This is a genomic window from Arachidicoccus ginsenosidivorans, from assembly GCF_007971385.1.
Lineage (GTDB): Bacteria > Bacteroidota > Bacteroidia > Chitinophagales > Chitinophagaceae > Arachidicoccus > Arachidicoccus ginsenosidivorans.
In genome coordinates this window covers 3,367,978-3,385,236 of record NZ_CP042434.1, presented here as the reverse complement: position 1 = coordinate 3,385,236, position 17,259 = coordinate 3,367,978, and the positions used below count along the sequence as shown (strand labels likewise).

The 17,259-nt window shown below is 42.8% G+C and carries 15 protein-coding genes; 8 read left to right on the top strand and 7 right to left on the bottom strand.

Annotated features, from left to right (window positions below; translation table 11 throughout):
* The first annotated feature begins 111 nt into the window (after positions 1 to 111).
* From FSB73_RS13540 to FSB73_RS13520, 5 genes are all read left to right on the top strand, one after another.
* Positions 112 to 1,113 (top strand): AAA family ATPase, encoded by a 1,002-nt coding sequence (locus FSB73_RS13540; protein WP_146783158.1) that lies wholly within the window; start codon positions 112 to 114, stop codon positions 1,111 to 1,113.
* A 147-nt stretch (positions 1,114 to 1,260) separates the two neighbouring features.
* On the top strand, positions 1,261 to 2,205 hold the full coding sequence (locus FSB73_RS13535; RefSeq protein ID WP_225973998.1) for a DUF58 domain-containing protein: 945 nt from the start codon (positions 1,261 to 1,263) through the stop codon (positions 2,203 to 2,205).
* Between the two features lie 27 nt (positions 2,206 to 2,232).
* Positions 2,233 to 3,042, top strand: a complete 810-nt coding sequence (locus FSB73_RS13530) for a hypothetical protein (RefSeq protein ID WP_146783155.1) — start codon at positions 2,233 to 2,235, stop codon at positions 3,040 to 3,042.
* 20 nt (positions 3,043 to 3,062) lie between these two features.
* Positions 3,063 to 3,233: a hypothetical protein gene (locus FSB73_RS23315; RefSeq protein ID WP_158639551.1), complete on the top strand. Its 171-nt coding sequence runs from the start codon at positions 3,063 to 3,065 to the stop codon at positions 3,231 to 3,233.
* Entirely contained in the window at positions 3,230 to 4,228 is a 999-nt protein-coding gene (locus FSB73_RS13520; protein ID WP_146783149.1) for a vWA domain-containing protein, read from the top strand. The genes FSB73_RS23315 and FSB73_RS13520 overlap by 4 nt, the downstream gene beginning before the upstream one ends.
* 360 nt (positions 4,229 to 4,588) lie before the next feature.
* Here the strand turns inward: FSB73_RS13520 and nhaA are convergent, their stop codons facing one another.
* The 5 genes from nhaA to FSB73_RS13495 form a co-directional block, all read right to left on the bottom strand.
* On the bottom strand, positions 4,589 to 5,866 hold the full coding sequence (gene nhaA / locus FSB73_RS13515) for a Na+/H+ antiporter NhaA (RefSeq protein WP_146783146.1): 1,278 nt from the start codon (positions 5,864 to 5,866) through the stop codon (positions 4,589 to 4,591).
* 175 nt (positions 5,867 to 6,041) lie between these two features.
* Entirely contained in the window at positions 6,042 to 8,339 is a 2,298-nt protein-coding gene (locus FSB73_RS13510; RefSeq protein WP_146783143.1) for an OstA-like protein, read from the bottom strand.
* A gap of 3 nt (positions 8,340 to 8,342) precedes the next feature.
* Entirely contained in the window at positions 8,343 to 9,362 is a 1,020-nt protein-coding gene (locus tag FSB73_RS13505) for an MlaD family protein (RefSeq protein ID WP_146783139.1), read from the bottom strand.
* Positions 9,363 to 9,761: 399 nt separating this feature from the next.
* Positions 9,762 to 10,004 (bottom strand): N-acetylmuramoyl-L-alanine amidase family protein, encoded by a 243-nt coding sequence (locus FSB73_RS13500; protein ID WP_262712641.1) that lies wholly within the window; start codon positions 10,002 to 10,004, stop codon positions 9,762 to 9,764.
* Positions 10,004 to 10,588 (bottom strand): N-acetylmuramoyl-L-alanine amidase family protein, encoded by a 585-nt coding sequence (locus FSB73_RS13495; protein WP_158639550.1) that lies wholly within the window; start codon positions 10,586 to 10,588, stop codon positions 10,004 to 10,006. The genes FSB73_RS13500 and FSB73_RS13495 overlap by 1 nt, the downstream gene beginning before the upstream one ends.
* A 340-nt stretch (positions 10,589 to 10,928) precedes the next feature.
* On the opposite strand from FSB73_RS13495, the gene FSB73_RS13490 reads away from it, so the two are divergent.
* From FSB73_RS13490 to FSB73_RS13480, 3 genes are all read left to right on the top strand, one after another.
* Positions 10,929 to 11,822, top strand: a complete 894-nt coding sequence (locus tag FSB73_RS13490) for a hypothetical protein (protein ID WP_146783130.1) — start codon at positions 10,929 to 10,931, stop codon at positions 11,820 to 11,822.
* Positions 11,747 to 13,825 (top strand): putative LPS assembly protein LptD, encoded by a 2,079-nt coding sequence (locus tag FSB73_RS13485; protein ID WP_158639549.1) that lies wholly within the window; start codon positions 11,747 to 11,749, stop codon positions 13,823 to 13,825. Before FSB73_RS13490 ends, FSB73_RS13485 begins: the two co-directional genes overlap by 76 nt.
* A gap of 168 nt (positions 13,826 to 13,993) precedes the next feature.
* Entirely contained in the window at positions 13,994 to 14,398 is a 405-nt protein-coding gene (locus FSB73_RS13480) for an RrF2 family transcriptional regulator (protein WP_146783124.1), read from the top strand.
* A 418-nt stretch (positions 14,399 to 14,816) separates the two neighbouring features.
* Here FSB73_RS13480 and infC read toward each other — a convergent pair whose 3' ends face one another.
* On the bottom strand, positions 14,817 to 15,482 hold the full coding sequence (gene infC, locus FSB73_RS13475) for a translation initiation factor IF-3 (RefSeq protein ID WP_146783121.1): 666 nt from the start codon (positions 15,480 to 15,482) through the stop codon (positions 14,817 to 14,819).
* Between the two features lie 186 nt (positions 15,483 to 15,668).
* Positions 15,669 to 17,090: a D-alanyl-D-alanine carboxypeptidase/D-alanyl-D-alanine endopeptidase gene (dacB, locus tag FSB73_RS13470; protein WP_146783117.1), complete on the bottom strand. Its 1,422-nt coding sequence runs from the start codon at positions 17,088 to 17,090 to the stop codon at positions 15,669 to 15,671.
* Between the last annotated feature and the right edge of the window lie 169 nt (positions 17,091 to 17,259).

The following is a 17,259-nucleotide window of genomic DNA, read 5'->3' as shown; positions in this document are numbered from 1 at the left end:
TGCCAGATAGACAAGCCCTTTATATCCCTTTCATAAATCTTTTTTTTTAAAATATAATTAACCAATCAAAGCGTTATACTTCGTACATTCACGCTCTAATTTTCTCCAAAAATGAGTTTAGAAGAAGAAATTTTACAGGTAAACGAACAAGTAGAGCAGAAATCCTCTTTTATTGAAAGCATAAAAAAAGAATTATCTGAAAAAATAGTCGGTCAAACCTATATGATTGACCGGCTGCTAATTGGTCTGCTGTCCAATGGACATGTACTGTTGGAAGGCGTTCCTGGTCTAGCTAAGACCTTGACCATCAAATCACTGGCCTCAGCCGTACAGGGCCAGTTCAGTCGGATCCAGTTTACACCGGACTTGCTGCCAGCTGATGTTATCGGTACCATGATCTACCACCAGCAAAAAGCAGAGTTTGTGGTGCGCAAAGGGCCTGTATTTGCAAATTTCATTCTAGCAGATGAAATCAACCGGGCTCCAGCTAAAGTGCAGAGTGCCTTACTGGAGGCCATGCAAGAAAAACAAGTCACCATCAGCGACGCATCTTATAAACTGCCCGAGCCCTTTTTAGTATTGGCAACTCAGAACCCTTTAGAGCAGGAAGGCACCTATATGCTGCCGGAAGCCCAGGTGGATCGTTTTATGTTAAAGGTGGTCGTGGGTTACCCGACCAAGCAGGAAGAACTGCAGATCATTCGCCAGGAAGCATCCAGACAAAATAGCAGCAGAGGCATTCAGCCGATCATTACCCTGGAAGCCATCAAAGAAGCAAGGGAGCTTGTAAGCAAGATCTACATGGATGAAAAAATTGAGAAATATATTCTGGACATTGTCTTTGCCACCCGTTATCCGGAGCAATACGGTCTGGACAAGCTCAGACCTTTTATTAGTTATGGAGGTTCTCCCAGAGCGAGTATCAATTTAGCACTGGCTGGTAAGGCACATGCCTTTATGCAAGGTCGTGGCTATGTCATCCCAGAAGATATCAAAGCCATTTGCAAGGACGTAATGCGCCACAGAATCGGCATTACCTATGAAGCGGAAGCTGAGAATACCAGTTCAGAAAATATCATTGATGAGATTTTGAAAACCGTCCAGGTGCCATAGTCGACGTATGCGGCAACCTAATGGCCTGCAAACAATAACAATGAGACTTTACTGCATTAGACAAGCAGTTGAGCATTGAGCAAAGCCTGGGATTTTAGACAAGTGAGGTTCTCTTTGAATAATGCAAACAATTAATTCGTTATTTACGTGTTCTCTTTTAGGAAAAATAAATACAAGTCTTCACAACATAATAATATCAATACTCCTTTAAGTACAGAGGAAGGGGATAATGATGCCAGTATTTCCAGCAGGGTTCGGGAGCTGGAAATCAAAAGCAAAAGGCTGACCAATCATTTATTTTCCGGTGAATATCACTCTGCTTTTAAGGGCAGAGGCATGGCCTTTAAAGAGGTTCGCGAATACCAGGCGGGCGATGATATTCGCTTTATTGAATGGAATGTTTCTGCCAGAATGGGCCATGCTTACAGTAAATTATTTGAAGAAGAAAGAGAACTGAGCGTATACCTGCTAATTGATACGAGTGCCAGCAATTTATTTGGCACCAATAAACAAACCAAAAGAGATCTGATTACAGAAATATCGGCTGCAATCGCCTTTTCTGCTGTCAGCAATAATGATAAAATCAGCACCATTCTTTTCAGTGACCGGATAGAAAAATATGTTCCAGCCCGTAAAGGCAGACAACATGTACTCAGAATTGTAAGGGAACTATTGGGATTTACACCGGTTTCGGGTAAAACTGATTTGGAAAAAGCACTTAGGTTTTTAACCAGCACGGCCAAGCACAAATCAATCGTCTTTATTCTCAGCGATTTTGTAGCTGATCATTATGAGCAGGCCTTAGGTGTGGCAGCAAAAAAACATGATGTTATCGGCATACAGGTATTTGATCGTATGGACATGCAACTGCCCCGCATTGGACTAGTAGAAATTAGCGATCCTGAGACTGGCGACAACTTTTTATTTGACAGTAATGACAAATATGCCAGGCTGCGTTATAGCAAACAATTCGACGAAATCACTTCGCAGGCCAGAAGGCAATTCAAAAAAGTAGGGGCCGATCTTCTGCAAATTGAAACCGGCCAGGATTTTGTCGCGATTCTGCAACAATTTTTCATCAAAAGAAAATAAAGTTTCAATTATATTTTTAAGGCAAGCATGCAACAAGATACGGTCATTCACAAACAAATTTTTTCTGGTGCGCCCAGATACTTTAAGTGCCTTTTATGGATAGCGCTTTTATTTGTGTTGACCTTTGGGGGGCTTGGCCAGCGGTTATTCGCCCAACAAGCCGTAGTCACCTTAGATCGGGACCAGATTTTGCTAGGCGAACAGGTCACTTTACAACTCAAAGTAGAAAATCTGACTGATCAGGCACAAAGCCTTAAATCCTGGTTTAAAGTATCGGATACGGCCGGTCATATCATTGTTGTTAAAGCGGCGAAAATGGACACAATCTCTGTAGACGGGCAAACAACTCTCATGCAGAAACTAACCATTACCTCCTTTGATTCTGGTAGTTGGCAAATCCCGGTCATTGAACCAGTCGTTAGTGATATTAACCACCAGGAGTATACCTTATCAACCCACCCGGTGACGTTACAGGTACTCCCGGTAGATGTCAGTAAACTCAAAGATTATCACCCTTTAAAAGAAATCCTGGCGGTCAATTATAAAGATTATACCTGGCTTTATATTATAGGTGGAGTACTTATTTTGGCAGTCATCTTGTTTTTTGTCCTGCGACTACTCAAAAGGCGGAAAGCTAAACCCAAGTCTAATAAACCTGTTGTCAAGGGCCCCCACTGCAATGGGCCATGGGGCAAATTGATCAATTGGAAAAAGAAGGACTCGTGGAAGCTGGCAAATTTAAAGAATTCTACACCCGGCTATTGGATATTTGCCGCGCCTACTTTGATGAGCGGCTTTCTACCCATGCCTTCCAGGCAACATCCAAGGAACTGGTAGATAGCCTCCAGTCTTATCTGGTGCGTCATCAGGAACGCAGTGATCTGGAATCTTTTGCGAACCTGAGTAATTACGTAAAATTTGCTGAGCATAGCCCGGAAGTGGATAAAACAAAGCAAGCGGTGCACACTGCCCGTCAGACATTAAATAGTATCGAAAAACAAATACTGGAAACGCAAAAAGTAAAATGATCGTCAACTGGCTCCAACAAACAGATTTTGCCTACCCGTGGTTACTATGCCTGCTGGTACTATTACCGGTACTGGCCTATTTGCATTATCGAAAGCAGACGCAGAAATCCGCGCCGCTGGCCTTATCCACGACCAGAGAGATCAAAAAATCAGGCACCTGGAAGACAAGACTGATCCATATTCCATTTTGGCTTAGGATACTGGCATTGGGCGCACTTATTATCGCTATGGCACGTCCCAGAAATAGTTTTACGGAAACGACCACAGATGGCCAGGGTATCGATATGGTACTTTGCTTTGACATCAGTGGTTCGATGACGGAAAGAGATTTTATTCCTAACCGGTTGGAAGCGGCTAAAAGAGTTGCAGAAGACTTTGTCAGAACCAGGGAAGGCGACCGGATTGGCGTTGTTATTTTCAGTAATATCAGCTTTACGCTAACCCCCGTTACAACGGATTATAATATGGTCCTGCAGCAGATCAGCCAGATCAACAGCGGTTATCTGGAAGAAGAAGGAACGGCTATTGGTAGCGGTCTGGCGACCAGCATTGACCGCCTGCGATATAGTAAAGCAAAAAGTAAAGTCATTATCCTGCTGACCGATGGAATGGATTTTGGCGGTAAAATTTCCCCGGATATTGCCACCGCCATGGCCAAAACTTATGGCATTAAGGTTTATACCATAGGCATAGGTAGCAATAAAACGGTGGACGACAATGACCCGTTGGGGCAACAAGGAACACGTCAACTGGACTTTAATCCAACACTACTTAAAAATATTGCCCGCCAGACCGGCGGTCAGTATTTTCAGGCAGGCGACAACAAAACCCTGGCTAAAGTATATGAGAGTATCGGTAAACTGGAAAAATCAGATGTAAAAATCACCACGTACAACCGTTATGAGGAAAAATACCTACCCTTTGTTTTAGCAGCATTGCTTTTTTTGTTACTGGAGCTGGTTCTCAGATTAAGTGTATTGCGTAAATTTCCGTAAACAGAATAATCAACCTGCTCTAATAAACGACCCCGTAAGACAATGGCTGCTGCGTTAACGCATGCAATATGTATAAGGTTAAATTTCATCAATCTTTGTTCGCTGTTCGCGAACAGCGAACAGCGCTATCGCATTTTCCCATTACATTCACCTTAACTTTTAAAAGGCATGTGCTCATTAAGCATTAAAGATTCTGGTCAGCAAGATGCTCTTCAAAGTCGAGGGCTTGCTACTTGCATCGGATAATTTATGAGCGGTGGAACTAAGTGTCGATTGCCTATAGTTTCATGGACCTACGTAATTTTTGGCTTCAGCAAGACGCTACCTACCTTGCAATTAAGCAATACAGGCATATGCTATTTAATCAACGTGAAGTGCATGCGTATTTTGTTTGCCTGAACGGTACAACCAGACATAGCCAGTCACCATGGCAAGTATAGAAGCCACCAGAATCGCCAATTTAGCATCAGTCTGCAGGGCAACCTCTTGATAGGCAAGCGCTGTAACAAATATGGACATTGTAAAGCCAATGCCTGCCAAAATACCGATACCGATAAACTGACTCCAGCTCGCCCCTTTAGGTAACTTAAACCACCCCGCCCGGATAACCATAAAACAAACCAGGCTTATGCCAAGGGGTTTGCCAATAAATAGCCCCAGTAGTATACCCCACGACACACTTGAATGAATCACGCTACCTAATGTAGCCGGCAGAAAAATGCAGGTATTCGCCAGCGCAAACAAAGGGATTATAATAAAATTCACCGGGACATGTACCTTTTTCTCGTACGTAGATAGCTGATCCACTGGTATCATAAAGGCAAATAAAATGCCTGCAATGGTGGGATGAATCCCACTTTGCAGTACACTATACCAAAGTAACAAAGCAACCAGCACCCGTAGGATATGTTGGATTGCTTTAAAATACCCTGGCTTATTTTTAAGTTTATTTATTCCCCATAGTAAAACAAGACAGCCAGCGGCCGTTAAAAGCCAACCTCCGGCAATCTCTCCTCCATAAAAAAGGGCTATGATCAAGATGGCGCATAAATCATCAATAATTGCCAGGGCCGTTAAAAAGATTTTGAGCGAATAAGGTACTCTGGAACCCAGGAGTGCCGCCACACCTAAGGAAAAAGCAATATCAGTTGCGGTTGGGATCCCCCAGCCATGTTCAAATCCGGTCCCACGGTTGAGCAATAAAAAAATAATCGCCGGAAAGGCGACACCACTGATAGCCGCAATCATGGGCAGCCCTGCCTTTTTGGGGGTAGATAACTCGCCTTTGACCAGTTCTCTTTTGATTTCCATGCCTGCCAGAAAGAAAAATACCGCCATGAGTAGGTCATTGATCAGCTCAATTGGGGTATGCGGTAAATGCACGTCGTGTAAATGGTGTAGTTTAGTGAGCAGCGTAATATCCTGATGCCAAAAACCACTATAGGCCATGCCCAGCTCACTGCCTCCCGGCCAGTTACAAACAATAAGAGAGATGGCCGTACAAAGCAGCAGCAGTATCCCCACGCTCCTGCTGTCATGGATAAATGCTTTGAGGCCATATTTTAATTTAGTACGCAAAGCGTTGGCTGACCTTGATTTTGCCGTTGTTCTTGCTTCTTTTTTAGGGGATTGTGCCATGAAATCTTATATATAAAGCTTTGCAGTAAACGGATAAAATATTGTCCGCACCCTGCTTATCAGTCCAGGGAAGTTTTATTAATACCTGATCAAATATAATACTTTTGGTGATTTATTCGCCTGTGCTGTTTATCCAAGCAGCATAAACTATTAAGTAGTGGCTGGCTGGCAGGGATTAATGTGCCAGCAGATCGTACTTCGATTTGGGCCTTTTGTCTTCCAGCCATTCAAAACCTTTGAGTCGGATCTTTTCATGGTCGACCTCACCCATAGGATATACCCTGCCCACCACATCAGTTTTGCCTACTATCCGCTCCAGTTCTTTATTGACAAAATAAAAGTTCAGCACTCTGGAGTCCTGTTGTGTGACCCCTATATATTTATTTTTATCATCCAGACTGTAGAAAATACCGTGCGCATTTCCCTGGGCTGAAAGACTATCCATCTGTCCATCTGTGAACCAAGCCTCCAGTTTTCTTCCCGCCATCTGGTTAAAGAATTTACTGGTATTTTTCTGGTGTAGGGAATCTGCCTGGCTAATCATAATGGCATTGTCTGCCACCCGGATATACTTCGGTTTATTATTGGCCGTCTGTATTAAAATCGTATCCCCACTTACCTGAGAAATCTGGTGATTGGAGGTAGTCCATACCGTTGGCTGCTTAAAGAGTTCAATTAAAGAATCTCTGCCGGAATAATATAGACTGTCTCCGATGCCTTGCAGGGAATCACTATAAATCCGTACATTATAATAGGCTTCCAGAAAACGATTCTTTTTATTTTCGGGAGGTAATGAATCTTTACTGCCACTTGTTTTACCTACAGAGAAATCCAGACCTGGCTTACCGCCGCCCGCAGAATCAACCACTGGCTGGGGTTTTGATGCCTTAATACTATCGATAATGGAAGGTTGGGTTTTCCCCTTATTCACATCACCTTTTTTCTTAAAAATATTGAAGATGGACTTTTTCTCCTGCTTTTTTTGGACGGGTTGCTGCTTTTGCTGTTTAGGCCGGGTGGTATCAGCATTAATAACCGGCTTGGCATCATTTTCATCTCTGGCATCTTTCTTACTTTTAAAGAAATCAAACAAGCCTTTATGTTCTGACTTTTCAGCATTTTGCTTTGCAGTACTGTCTGGAGCCGGCACCTGATTATTAGCGGGCTTTGTCGAGTCGCTGTCCCAGACAAAAACTTTGCCTACCTTATGAAACCCAGGTGCTTTAGGCTGAGTGGTGGTATCGGCAGCCGTATGCGCTTTTTCTATTTCATTATCACTCGTCTGTGGCGTTATAACGCTTGTACTATCCGCAACTACACCGCTACTGTCCGTATTTAGTGATTGCCCGTCTGCCAGTGCATGATCTGTCAAATATCTTGACGGGGTTAATTTACCCGTGGAATCCTTTTTACCCGCTGTGTTTGATTGCCCATCGCTTTGCGTACTGTCTGACAGAACCGATAAGCTGTCATCTTTACTGTACCTGGCAGAATACAAGGTATCCGCAGCGATAAACAAAGAATCCGCCTCTTGTTTGATAATGGCTATAGGATTAACGGTCGCCAGAAATGAGGCATTTTCTCTGCTGGATTTTAAATCATTACAAAGGACAACCATCCCCTGGGCAGTATCTTTAAAGACCACGGTGCCTCTGGCTTCAGCAAAGCCGCTGCTGTCATCGGCTGCCACCTCGTCGGCAACCAGTACAGAACTACTGTCAATAATGGTGGGTCTCTTACCTAAATAGGCGGTCTTGTGTAACAAATCATAATACCCGTCTGTTGTCTGTACGCTTTTATATGGACCTTGTTTGATCAGCGTAGGGACGGTAAAGGTCGCTACCCGTGTTACTGTATTATACAGAAGTGTATCGGTGGTCATGGTATAATCCGGATCTACCAGTTTTACATCCTGATTAAACTGCGCATCTTTTGTATCACCATAATACGTGCCGGACCGACTGGTTAGCACTGTCTTGCCATTGACCAGTTTTCCTTGTTGACTATAAACGGCAATCCTTGTATTCATATCATAATCCAAGGCTGAAGTGGTGAGCACACCGTTGCCATCGGTCAGTTTTACATTATTTTTCAGAAAGGCCGTTCTTTCTGCGCCCTTATAGCGCATAAAATCCGAGTAGATTTGTATTGAATCATTATCATTTATATGAACATGCCCAAAAGCCTCTGTTATTTGTGTGGCAGGGTTTGCCGCCACACTATCGCAATAAAATAAAGTATTGGATTGCCTGACTGCCACATGACCGCTGGCAAACCTGATCATAACACTATCGGAAAACTTTTTAAATCCTGTTCGGTCGGCATGGATAATTTGGATGAGGTTCTGACGGGCTGAATCGCCGCCACCACCAGGCTGCACTTGTGCCTGTAGTGTTGTACCCCAAACCATGGCTACCAGAAGTGCCAGCAGACTGAGTCTATACCTTATTTTTTTTTGCGCTAGTATCTTCATTTATTATTTCCGGAAGTCTGTATTAATCTGCGTACTATCCTGCGGCAGTGGCTTCTCTAAATAATTACCTTTATCCTTTCTGCCAAATACAGAAATATTTACATATCGTTTCGGATGTACCCTGAGATCATCCAAAAGGGTTTGTAAGCTCTTTGCCGTACGGTTAAAATTATTATATAATTCTCTGTCGTTCAACAAAGCGCCCAAAGAACCGTCCGTTGAATTAGCCTTTTTCAGGATGTCAGACAATTGCTGCATGGACCCGTTCAGTTTATTTAAGGTGGTGGATAAATCCACCTGTGCAAACTTGCTGGAAGCCACCGTCAGATTGGTCATTACAGAATCAAACTTTGCATTGTTGTCTGCCAGATTTCTGGTAAAACTATTAATATTTTTAATAGATCCAGCAAACGCTCCTGTCTGCAAATCTAATGCCTTATTTAAAAGTTCGGTGGTCTGCGTAAGGTTTTTTGTAACCACACTTAAATTGGCCACAATCTGCTGAACATTTTCTCTTGATCCTGAGTCCATTACCTGATTGATATTTTGCATCACAGTATCAATGTGTTGCAAAGTATTTTTGGCTGTTTCAGCAAGGGGACGGATCTGACTACCGACCTGTCCTAGAAAACCAGGCGTCATGACTGTCAATAAGGTATCACCTGAACGCATCATTTGTTTGGAATCTCCGAGGGTAATTTCCAGACTAGAAGCCCCCAGCGGGTTACTTGAAATATTGGCAGTGGAGTTATTAGGAATATCGTATTGCTGATTTAATTTGACTTCAACATCGATCTCTTTCAGGTCTTTTGTGGCCGATATCTTGGACACATTCCCCGCCTGGAAGCCGTTAATTGTCACAACGTTGGATGCCACTAACCCGTTGGACTGCGGAAACTTAGCATAAAGATAGTTGCCTGATTTAAACAAGCTTTTCCCTTTTAAAAAATTAAATCCCAAAAACAGCAGCACAATGGCAATAATGGTCAATGCACCTATTTTTGTTTCATTAGATATTTTCATACCTGTTTTTTTATATTATTTATCGGTCTTTAAGCGCTAGCCCCCACGCTGCTGCTTACAACGGCAATTGTGTACTACTTCAGTAATCAATGCTTGTTTTAGATTAACCAGTTGCCTTCTAAGCGAATTGTGTCCAAAAGGTTGTCATCCACTTGCGTACAAAGATAAATAGATTAAACTTTGAAACTTAAATTGTTACGTTTAAAAATAGCCAATAATTCCAATCAGGCGGCCTAAGTAACAGCAATTCGGCTCAAAATCAGCTTTTATACAGCTTTTATGAAGCAAATTGCTCTTTTTTGGCTCACTTTCCCAAACCTTTTGTCCACTAGCGCAAAAAGTTAACCAAGATTGTTGCTAATGACAGATAGACCGGATATTTTTTTCTTTTTTAATTATTTAATGGACATGACCTGCATCCAGCAGTGTTTTATATTTAATAATGGCCTGTAATAAATCAGAGGCAATCTGCTGTTGTCCACCCTGGCTATTCATATAATCTTCCTCACTCCTATCCGTGATAAAGCCAATTTCTGTCAGTATACTCGGCATAGCCGTTGCGTGTAAGACCCAGATACCTACTTCATTACGTTGTTTGACGCCTCTGCTAAACCTACCTTGTTTAACATATTGTTCTTCAATCAGATTGGCCAGTAAAAGGCTTCTGGAAAAATACTTTTTGTTCTAAGTGTAGCCAGGATTTTTTCTTCCGTGGAGCTGAACATGGGTACGGTGCTATCCCCTTTTTCCCCATATAACTCATCGGGATTATTACTTTGGACAAAATCCTGCTTCGAATCATTTTTATTGACGGCCCAAACATAGGTCTCTGTCCCATGAGCGGTACTAGGCACTTTATAATAGCTGTAACGAGGCACCCTTCTTGTGTGTTTGCGTCTTTTGCTGCCTTTGCCTGTATAATAAACCTTGGTCCGGTAACCGATCGTTTTTCTGTGGGTAGTGGAAGGTGCGTCATTGGCGTGGATACAGACAAACAAATCACCGTGATTCTCGTTGGCAAATTTAGCCCGCCAACGATTGGCCTCAGGCGCACTTGTCAGATGTCCCGGCAAGTTGCGGTCTGTACGCGTCATGATCACTTTGACACCTGGCAGGGAATCCCTTAATTTCTGCACCAGTTTTTGCGCAACGGCCAGGATAATATCAGATTCATTACTATAATGCCCTTTGGCACCTGGATCAGGCAACCCATGACCTGGATCCACAATTATGGTTCTGAGTGTGGACTGTTGTGCCTGAATATACCCAATGGAGCCAAGTAATATAATTACGACACCTATAATCCCCTTAAAATCCCTTTCATTTATATAAAAATTTAACGCCCTAACGTTTTATTTGCAATAATAACGGGATATTTTTTGAATCCCATGATTTTTAAACACAAAATATGTTATAATTGCGAGGGCCTGGTTTTTCAATTATAACTTAGTTGCTACTTTTGTGTTCCTTATAACTTGTAAAATATTCAGTTTCTCGCTATTTTGTTATGGTGCATAACGACTTTTGGGTTATTATTGCACTGTCATTCAACAGGCACTTTTTGGTATGAATCTTAGCTATCCCGTAAAAATAAAATACTTCCTCAGGGCCTGTATGGCCTTGCTATTTTTATTGATGTGGATAACAAATACCACGGCCAAAACACCGAACCCTGCAAATCCTTCTATCACTGGGAAGACTTCTCTTCCTTATTTATTGACAGGGGAATGGGCCGCTGTGCAAAACCCTGCATCCATACAGTTGCAAATAGAAAAGCTCCGCCGATTTGCAAATAATTACGTAATCTCTAATGTTAAGCCACTATTTGCCACTGGTGTTATGGATAGATCTGTCAGTGGTACGCGCTTTAATTGGTGGTTACTTGCAGATGGGCAAAATCTTGGCTACTTAGATACTATTCCCGTAAACTCTATTCCAGCCAGTTTTGCAGATTCCATTAAACCCAGAACCCCAAAGGACGCCTTTACCTTCAGTAAAGTCCCTCCAAAAGATTTATCCTATCTCTCACAGGATTCTATTCCGAATGTCTTCGATTATAAGGCAACGGACTCTTCCGTATTATATGTTAAGCAAAATACTTTTGCCCTCCATAAGGATGCCAATGTAAAAAACCCTGAATATGAGATATCAGCCGATGACATCAATTACAACAAAAACACGGATATCATCCGGGCCTTTGGCAACAAAGATACGTCAGATAACATTTATGGCAAACCCACCATTACCCAACAAGGTAGTAAATCCATTATGGATAGCCTTAAATTTAATGTCAAGACCAAAAAGGGCATTCTTAAAAATACCTACTATAATGAAGGGGAGATATTCGTAAAGGCGGATATCGTCAAAAAATTGATAGTAATTCCTTGTTTGCGAAGGATGCGCGTTTTACGACCTGTAACCTGGATCCGCCCCACTTTGACTTTCATGCCTTTAAAATGAAGATGATTACAGGAAAGCTGGCCGTATCCGGCCCAGCCATCCCTGAATTCGAGGGCGTTCCGATGCCCATTGTCATTCCTTTTGGGATCTACCCACTCACCAGGGGCCGGCACTCAGGCTTTTTACCACCCACATTTGAGCAGAACAGTGGTTATGGACTGGGATTTAACGGGTTAGGTTATTATAAGGTGATTAATGACTATTGGGACGTTACCACCAGGGCCAATATATACAGTTATGGTGGCTATATGATCAGCGTAAACCCTAATTATTACAAGCGGTATAAATACAGAGGCTCCCTGAATCTTCAGTACCAGTTTACAAAAATTCTAAATACATCAGGTATCTCCCGGGATGAATACACTAAGAGTACCACCGTCCATATCGGATGGAGTCACTCCATGGACAGTAAGGCCAGGCCTGGCGTCAGCTTTTCTGCCAATGTCAATGCAGGTAGTACAAAATACAACAGTTATCTGACCAATAACCTGCAAAACATCCAAAACCAGATGAGCTCCTCCATTACCTGGGCCAAAACCTGGGATGAAGGGAAGTATAATTTATCTCTGGCAGCCAACCATAACCAGAATAACAATACCCATCTGATCAATGTGCAATTACCGACCGCCAACTTTTCTATGGCAACGGTCAATCCATTTCAGAAAAAAGAGCAGGTCGGCAAACCTAAATGGTATGAGAATCTGGGCATTTCTTATAATGGAACCCTGATGAATCAGTTTTCTTTTTATGATACCGCCTTCTCAGCCAGTCAGTTAAAAGATACCATGCTTTGGGGAGCCCAGCACCAGATTCCTATCACACTTACCCTGCCAGCTTTAGGTCCACTTTTGTTTACGCCCTCCATTTCTTATTCCCAGAACTGGTACAGTCGCAAAATGGATCGACACTGGAACGAGGATAGCCTGGTGATAGATACCACCATCTCCAGAGGGTTCTTCGCCGCACAACAGATGTCCTTTGGTATATCTATGAATACCAGGATATTTGGAACGGTCAATTTTAAGAAAGGCAAGATCAAAGCCATCCGGCATGAGATCCGCCCGACCATCAGCCTGAGTTATCAGCCGGATATGAATGGTCAGAATTATCAAACCCTACAGACGGATACTTCTACCAGAAGGATGCGGGTCTCCAAATTTGAAGGTAATATCGTCGGCGCCTTTGGCGAGGGCAGCTTTGGGGGGATTAATTTTGGCTTGGATAATATCCTGCAGATGAAAAAAGTCAACGATAAGGACACGACCGGTGACCCGGAGAATGCCACCAAAAAAGTGAATTTGATTGATGGGCTGAGTATCAACACGTCCTACAATATGATTGCCGACACTTTAAAATGGTCGCCCGTCAGTATTTCTATGCGAACAGCGCTGTTTGATAATAAAATGAATGTGAATGCCAGTATGACCATTGACCAGTATGAATATGACCGAGGCGTCCGTGTCAACAAACTACTTTGGAAGGAAGGGAAGATTGGCAGTATTACCAGCGGTAATATTTCCATGTCCACTTCTTTTTCCAGTAAAAAGGCAGATAACCGTTCTGATCAGCAGCGCATTGAGCCAGATCCCAATATGCCCTACGACCAACAGCAAAGACAGCTGCAATATGTAAGAGATAATCCGGCCGAATTTGTGGATTTTAATATTCCCTGGAACCTGCAAGCCTCTTTTGCCCTTGGGTTTTACCGTACCCTGGCCCCAGATTATAATAGCTATATCCATCAGGTTACCTCCAGTTTGAACCTGAATGGCGATTTTAGCCTGACGCCTAAATGGAAGGCAGGGGGCAGTATATATTTTGACGTAGGTTCCCAAGAGGTGCGCATGCTGAGCCTTTTTCTGACCCGGGAAATGCATTGCTGGCAAATGTCCATTAATGTATCCCCTATTGGCCGGTTCAAATCCTTCAGCATTATCTTAAATCCAAAATCCGGCATCCTTAGAGATCTGAAAATCAACCGCTCAAGATCCTTCTATAATTAGTCTTTTCAGGCAACTGACAGCCGGCTTTGCGTAAAATAAGCGATATTAATAGTACTGAACTGCATATAAACCCCTAAAAAATAGGGTTTTTCTATAATTTGATTTACTTTTAAATGGGTAAATTTGCAGCTTGCATTTACCAAAGTATTCGAAGGAAAAAATTAAGTTATGTTATCAAAGAAAACACAATATGCATTTAAGGCCCTGATGTATCTGTCACAACAGGCAAAGGAAGGCCCGGTACTGATTGCTGAAATTTCCCGTAAAAAGAAAATCCCGCTTAAATTTTTGGAAAATATCCTTTTAGAAATGAAAAAGGAAGGTATTTTGGATAGCAAAAAGGGGAAAGGTGGCGGCTATTTTCTGGCCAAAAAGCCCGAGGATATTGTACTGGCAGAAGTTATGCGACTCATTGAAGGGCCAATTTCCCTGCTGCCCTGTGTCAGTCTGCATTTTTATAAAAAATGCGAGAACTGCAATGAGGATAGTTGCGGACTCCGGGATGTTTTGATTCAGGTACGGGATGCCAATCTGGCCATTTTGGAACATAGAACGGTAGCGGATCTGACTTGAGCAAAGTCATTAGCGTAGTCATTGCAGCGCGCACCTATTGGCCTGACTTTCAGTATACCCTAAAAACGCGCGCATTATAATGGGAAAGTCCATCAAAAGCAATAAAAGAAAATGCGTCAGCGCTCTTTATATGAGTTGCTGACGCATTTTCTTTTATTTAAACAATACGTAACTTGCTTTTCTTCTTCTGCTGCTGCTTCTACTATTATCTGATATTTGAATCCAATCCAAATATCAGCGACCAATCTAACTCAGTAAGATCAGTAAGAGAGCGAGAGACGGCTTGCCTGCTTGTTGGCATGGTCTGGCTATCCATTATTTAAGACTGGGTCAAAATCACCTATAATAAATAGAAGTCCATTGTAGAGCAAAGAAAATAATGGCAGTAAAGGTCTTGAATGCCTTTTATTCACCATCCCTACTCGCCTTCTTTATTTGCCGGCTGTGGCTGTGCCTTTGGTGCAGCGGGCTGCTTAGGTTTCTCCCCTTTCTTTTCCTTTTCCTTCTCTTTATTACTGGAATCCTTCTTTTTGGTCACTTTGGGTGCAAACATTGCCAGCATCCTACGGCCTTCCATTTTAGGCATGCTTTCCAGGGAACCGACCTCAGCCAGGCGTTCAGCAAATTTAAGCAGTAACAATTCGCCGCGATCCTTAAACATAATCGCACGGCCTTTGAACTGTACATAGGCTTTTACCTTGTTACCTTCCTGCAGGAAACGTTCCGCATGTTTGGCCTTGAAATCAAAATCATGATCATCGGTATTGGCCGTAAAGCGGATTTCTTTCAGCTCACTCTGTTTAGAGTTGGCTTTCATCTCCTTTTCCTTACGCTTTTTCTCATAGAGGAACTTTTTGTATTCTACCACCCGGCAAACTGGTGGGTTTGCATTGGGGGAGATTTCTACAAGGTCCAATTCCAGGTTAGCAGCAATCTTACGGGCTTCCTCAATAGGATAAACACCTACTTCGACATTATCTCCTACCAGACGAACTTCGGGAACCCTGATGCGCTCATTGATGCGATGTTCCGGTTCTGCTTGTCTTTGGAAACGCCGATTATTTTTTCTGTGTACTAATGCCATTCACAATTTTTTGGTGAATTAATGTATAAAACGGGGGATCTTTAGCTTTCTTTAATGCGGTCAGACCCATCCAACTTAAAAATTACTGCAAATATTGTACAATAGTTCCAAACCACAAAAAAACGCTACTATCTTCTTTGAAATCCAGCCGCTTTGTCAGGTTGGTTTTTACTGAACTTCCCCTACTTATTTAAGAACGTTCAATATTCGGTACATTTTGGGGAGTAAACTGTACTGACTTCCGTAGTAATTATTAATAATAATGGAGAAAACATAGGTTTTGCCAGAGGATGACTTCTGATAGCCGGCATAAGCCTTACAGGCATGTATAGTGCCGCTTTTCATTTTTGTATTATTATAGGTGGGCAGGGCTTCATAGAAATCTGCAAACCAGGGCTGCTTTTGGGCATAGAGCAATGCTTTTACCTCTGCATAGGCCGATACATAGTTCTGCGGGGAAAGTCCGCTGCCATCCATCATAGCCAGTTCACTTTTGCTGATGCCGTTTGCCTGCCAGAATTTGCGAATTTCTTCGACGCCTACCTGCGTGCTGCCTTCCTTTTTATCTTGATAACCAATGGCTTTAGCAAATGCCTCTCCATATAGATTTACACTTTTACGCAAAAAGTGATGGACAATTCTACTCAGTACAGGTGAAGTGTACGTATCGATCACTTTATCCATTTCTGGTACGCTGCCCCCTTTTATCACCAAATTACCCCCTGTTTTTACGCTACCGGTAATATAGATCTGATTTTCTTTCAGCCAGCGCTGGATGTCTACACCCAGCTGTAATGGCGGATTGGGCATTGAGCCTGTCGCCATCCTGGTGGTCCCAGCAGGCACTCTGCCATCAATGAGGGCTACCGGGCTATAGGGCGCCGTAAAAATCCGGCTCAAATCGGAGGAGCCGGCAGGGCCGGCCACCATTTTATTGATGAGTTGGACATCCGGCATTTCAGGGTCTACTTTAGTGATACTGACAGCACCGCCCGGATGGCCACCCCGGTAGGTGATATTTACCTGGTTTTCTTTCCAGTTTACGCCCCAGTCCCCTGCACCGTAATAATTACCTATATCATTCCAGGGCCAGCCACCAGGTACCGGATTAAAGCTATAAGCGGTCTCGTCAATTAAAATATTACCATCCACCGCCCTAATGCCAGCTGACTTTAAGCTGGCCAGTATCTTCGTTTTTACATCCTCCGGTTTATAGCCTGGATAACGCCAGCTGCCTAGCGTAGGATCTCCATAGCCTTTTATAATTAAATCTCCTTTTAAAACACCGCTGGCTACCTGTCCTTTATAGCCCAGCACTGTTTTAAACCTAAAATCCTTGCCTAATTTTTCAAAGGCCGCAATGGCCGTGAAAATTTTCTGGCTGGAGGCGGGCGACAAGCCTCTGTGGCCACTATATTCATAGACCAGATCGCCGGATCCTGCATCCACTACATAAAAACTCAGGGAGGCATTTTTCATCTGCACATCTTCCAGTAGCCTTTGGGTCTGGCTGGCGAGTTTTGAATGAATTGTTTGCCCTTGGGCTGTATTGCTAAGTGTTGATAAGGAGGTTAATAAGGAGAGAATGGTCAGATAAAATAGGCGCATAGATCTTTACTTTTCTAAAATATTTATGGTTTACCAGCAATTTTTTGCCGGATCAATTAAAAACACAAAAAAATGAGCCACTCCTTTGACTACAAGAAGCACTGCTGCTATTATTTATTTAAATTCAATGAAAGCAAACTTCACTTCTTTAAATAGCTGGTGACTAGGT

What these genes read in the sequence shown, in the direction of transcription:
- nhaA (WP_146783146.1), bottom strand. Translation starts at nt 5,866, where the DNA reads ATGGCACAATCCCCTAAAAAAGAAGCAAGAACAACGGCAAAATCAAGG.
- FSB73_RS13490 (WP_146783130.1), top strand. Translation starts at nt 10,929, where the DNA reads ATGAATCTTAGCTATCCCGTAAAAATAAAATACTTCCTCAGGGCCTGT.
- FSB73_RS13520 (WP_146783149.1), top strand. Translation starts at nt 3,230, where the DNA reads ATGATCGTCAACTGGCTCCAACAAACAGATTTTGCCTACCCGTGGTTA.
- FSB73_RS13505 (WP_146783139.1), bottom strand. Translation starts at nt 9,362, where the DNA reads ATGAAAATATCTAATGAAACAAAAATAGGTGCATTGACCATTATTGCC.
- FSB73_RS13480 (WP_146783124.1), top strand. Translation starts at nt 13,994, where the DNA reads ATGTTATCAAAGAAAACACAATATGCATTTAAGGCCCTGATGTATCTG.
- FSB73_RS13540 (WP_146783158.1), top strand. Translation starts at nt 112, where the DNA reads ATGAGTTTAGAAGAAGAAATTTTACAGGTAAACGAACAAGTAGAGCAG.
- dacB (WP_146783117.1), bottom strand. Translation starts at nt 17,090, where the DNA reads ATGCGCCTATTTTATCTGACCATTCTCTCCTTATTAACCTCCTTATCA.
- infC (WP_146783121.1), bottom strand. Translation starts at nt 15,482, where the DNA reads ATGGCATTAGTACACAGAAAAAATAATCGGCGTTTCCAAAGACAAGCA.
- FSB73_RS13530 (WP_146783155.1), top strand. Translation starts at nt 2,233, where the DNA reads ATGCAACAAGATACGGTCATTCACAAACAAATTTTTTCTGGTGCGCCC.
- FSB73_RS13510 (WP_146783143.1), bottom strand. Translation starts at nt 8,339, where the DNA reads ATGAAGATACTAGCGCAAAAAAAAATAAGGTATAGACTCAGTCTGCTG.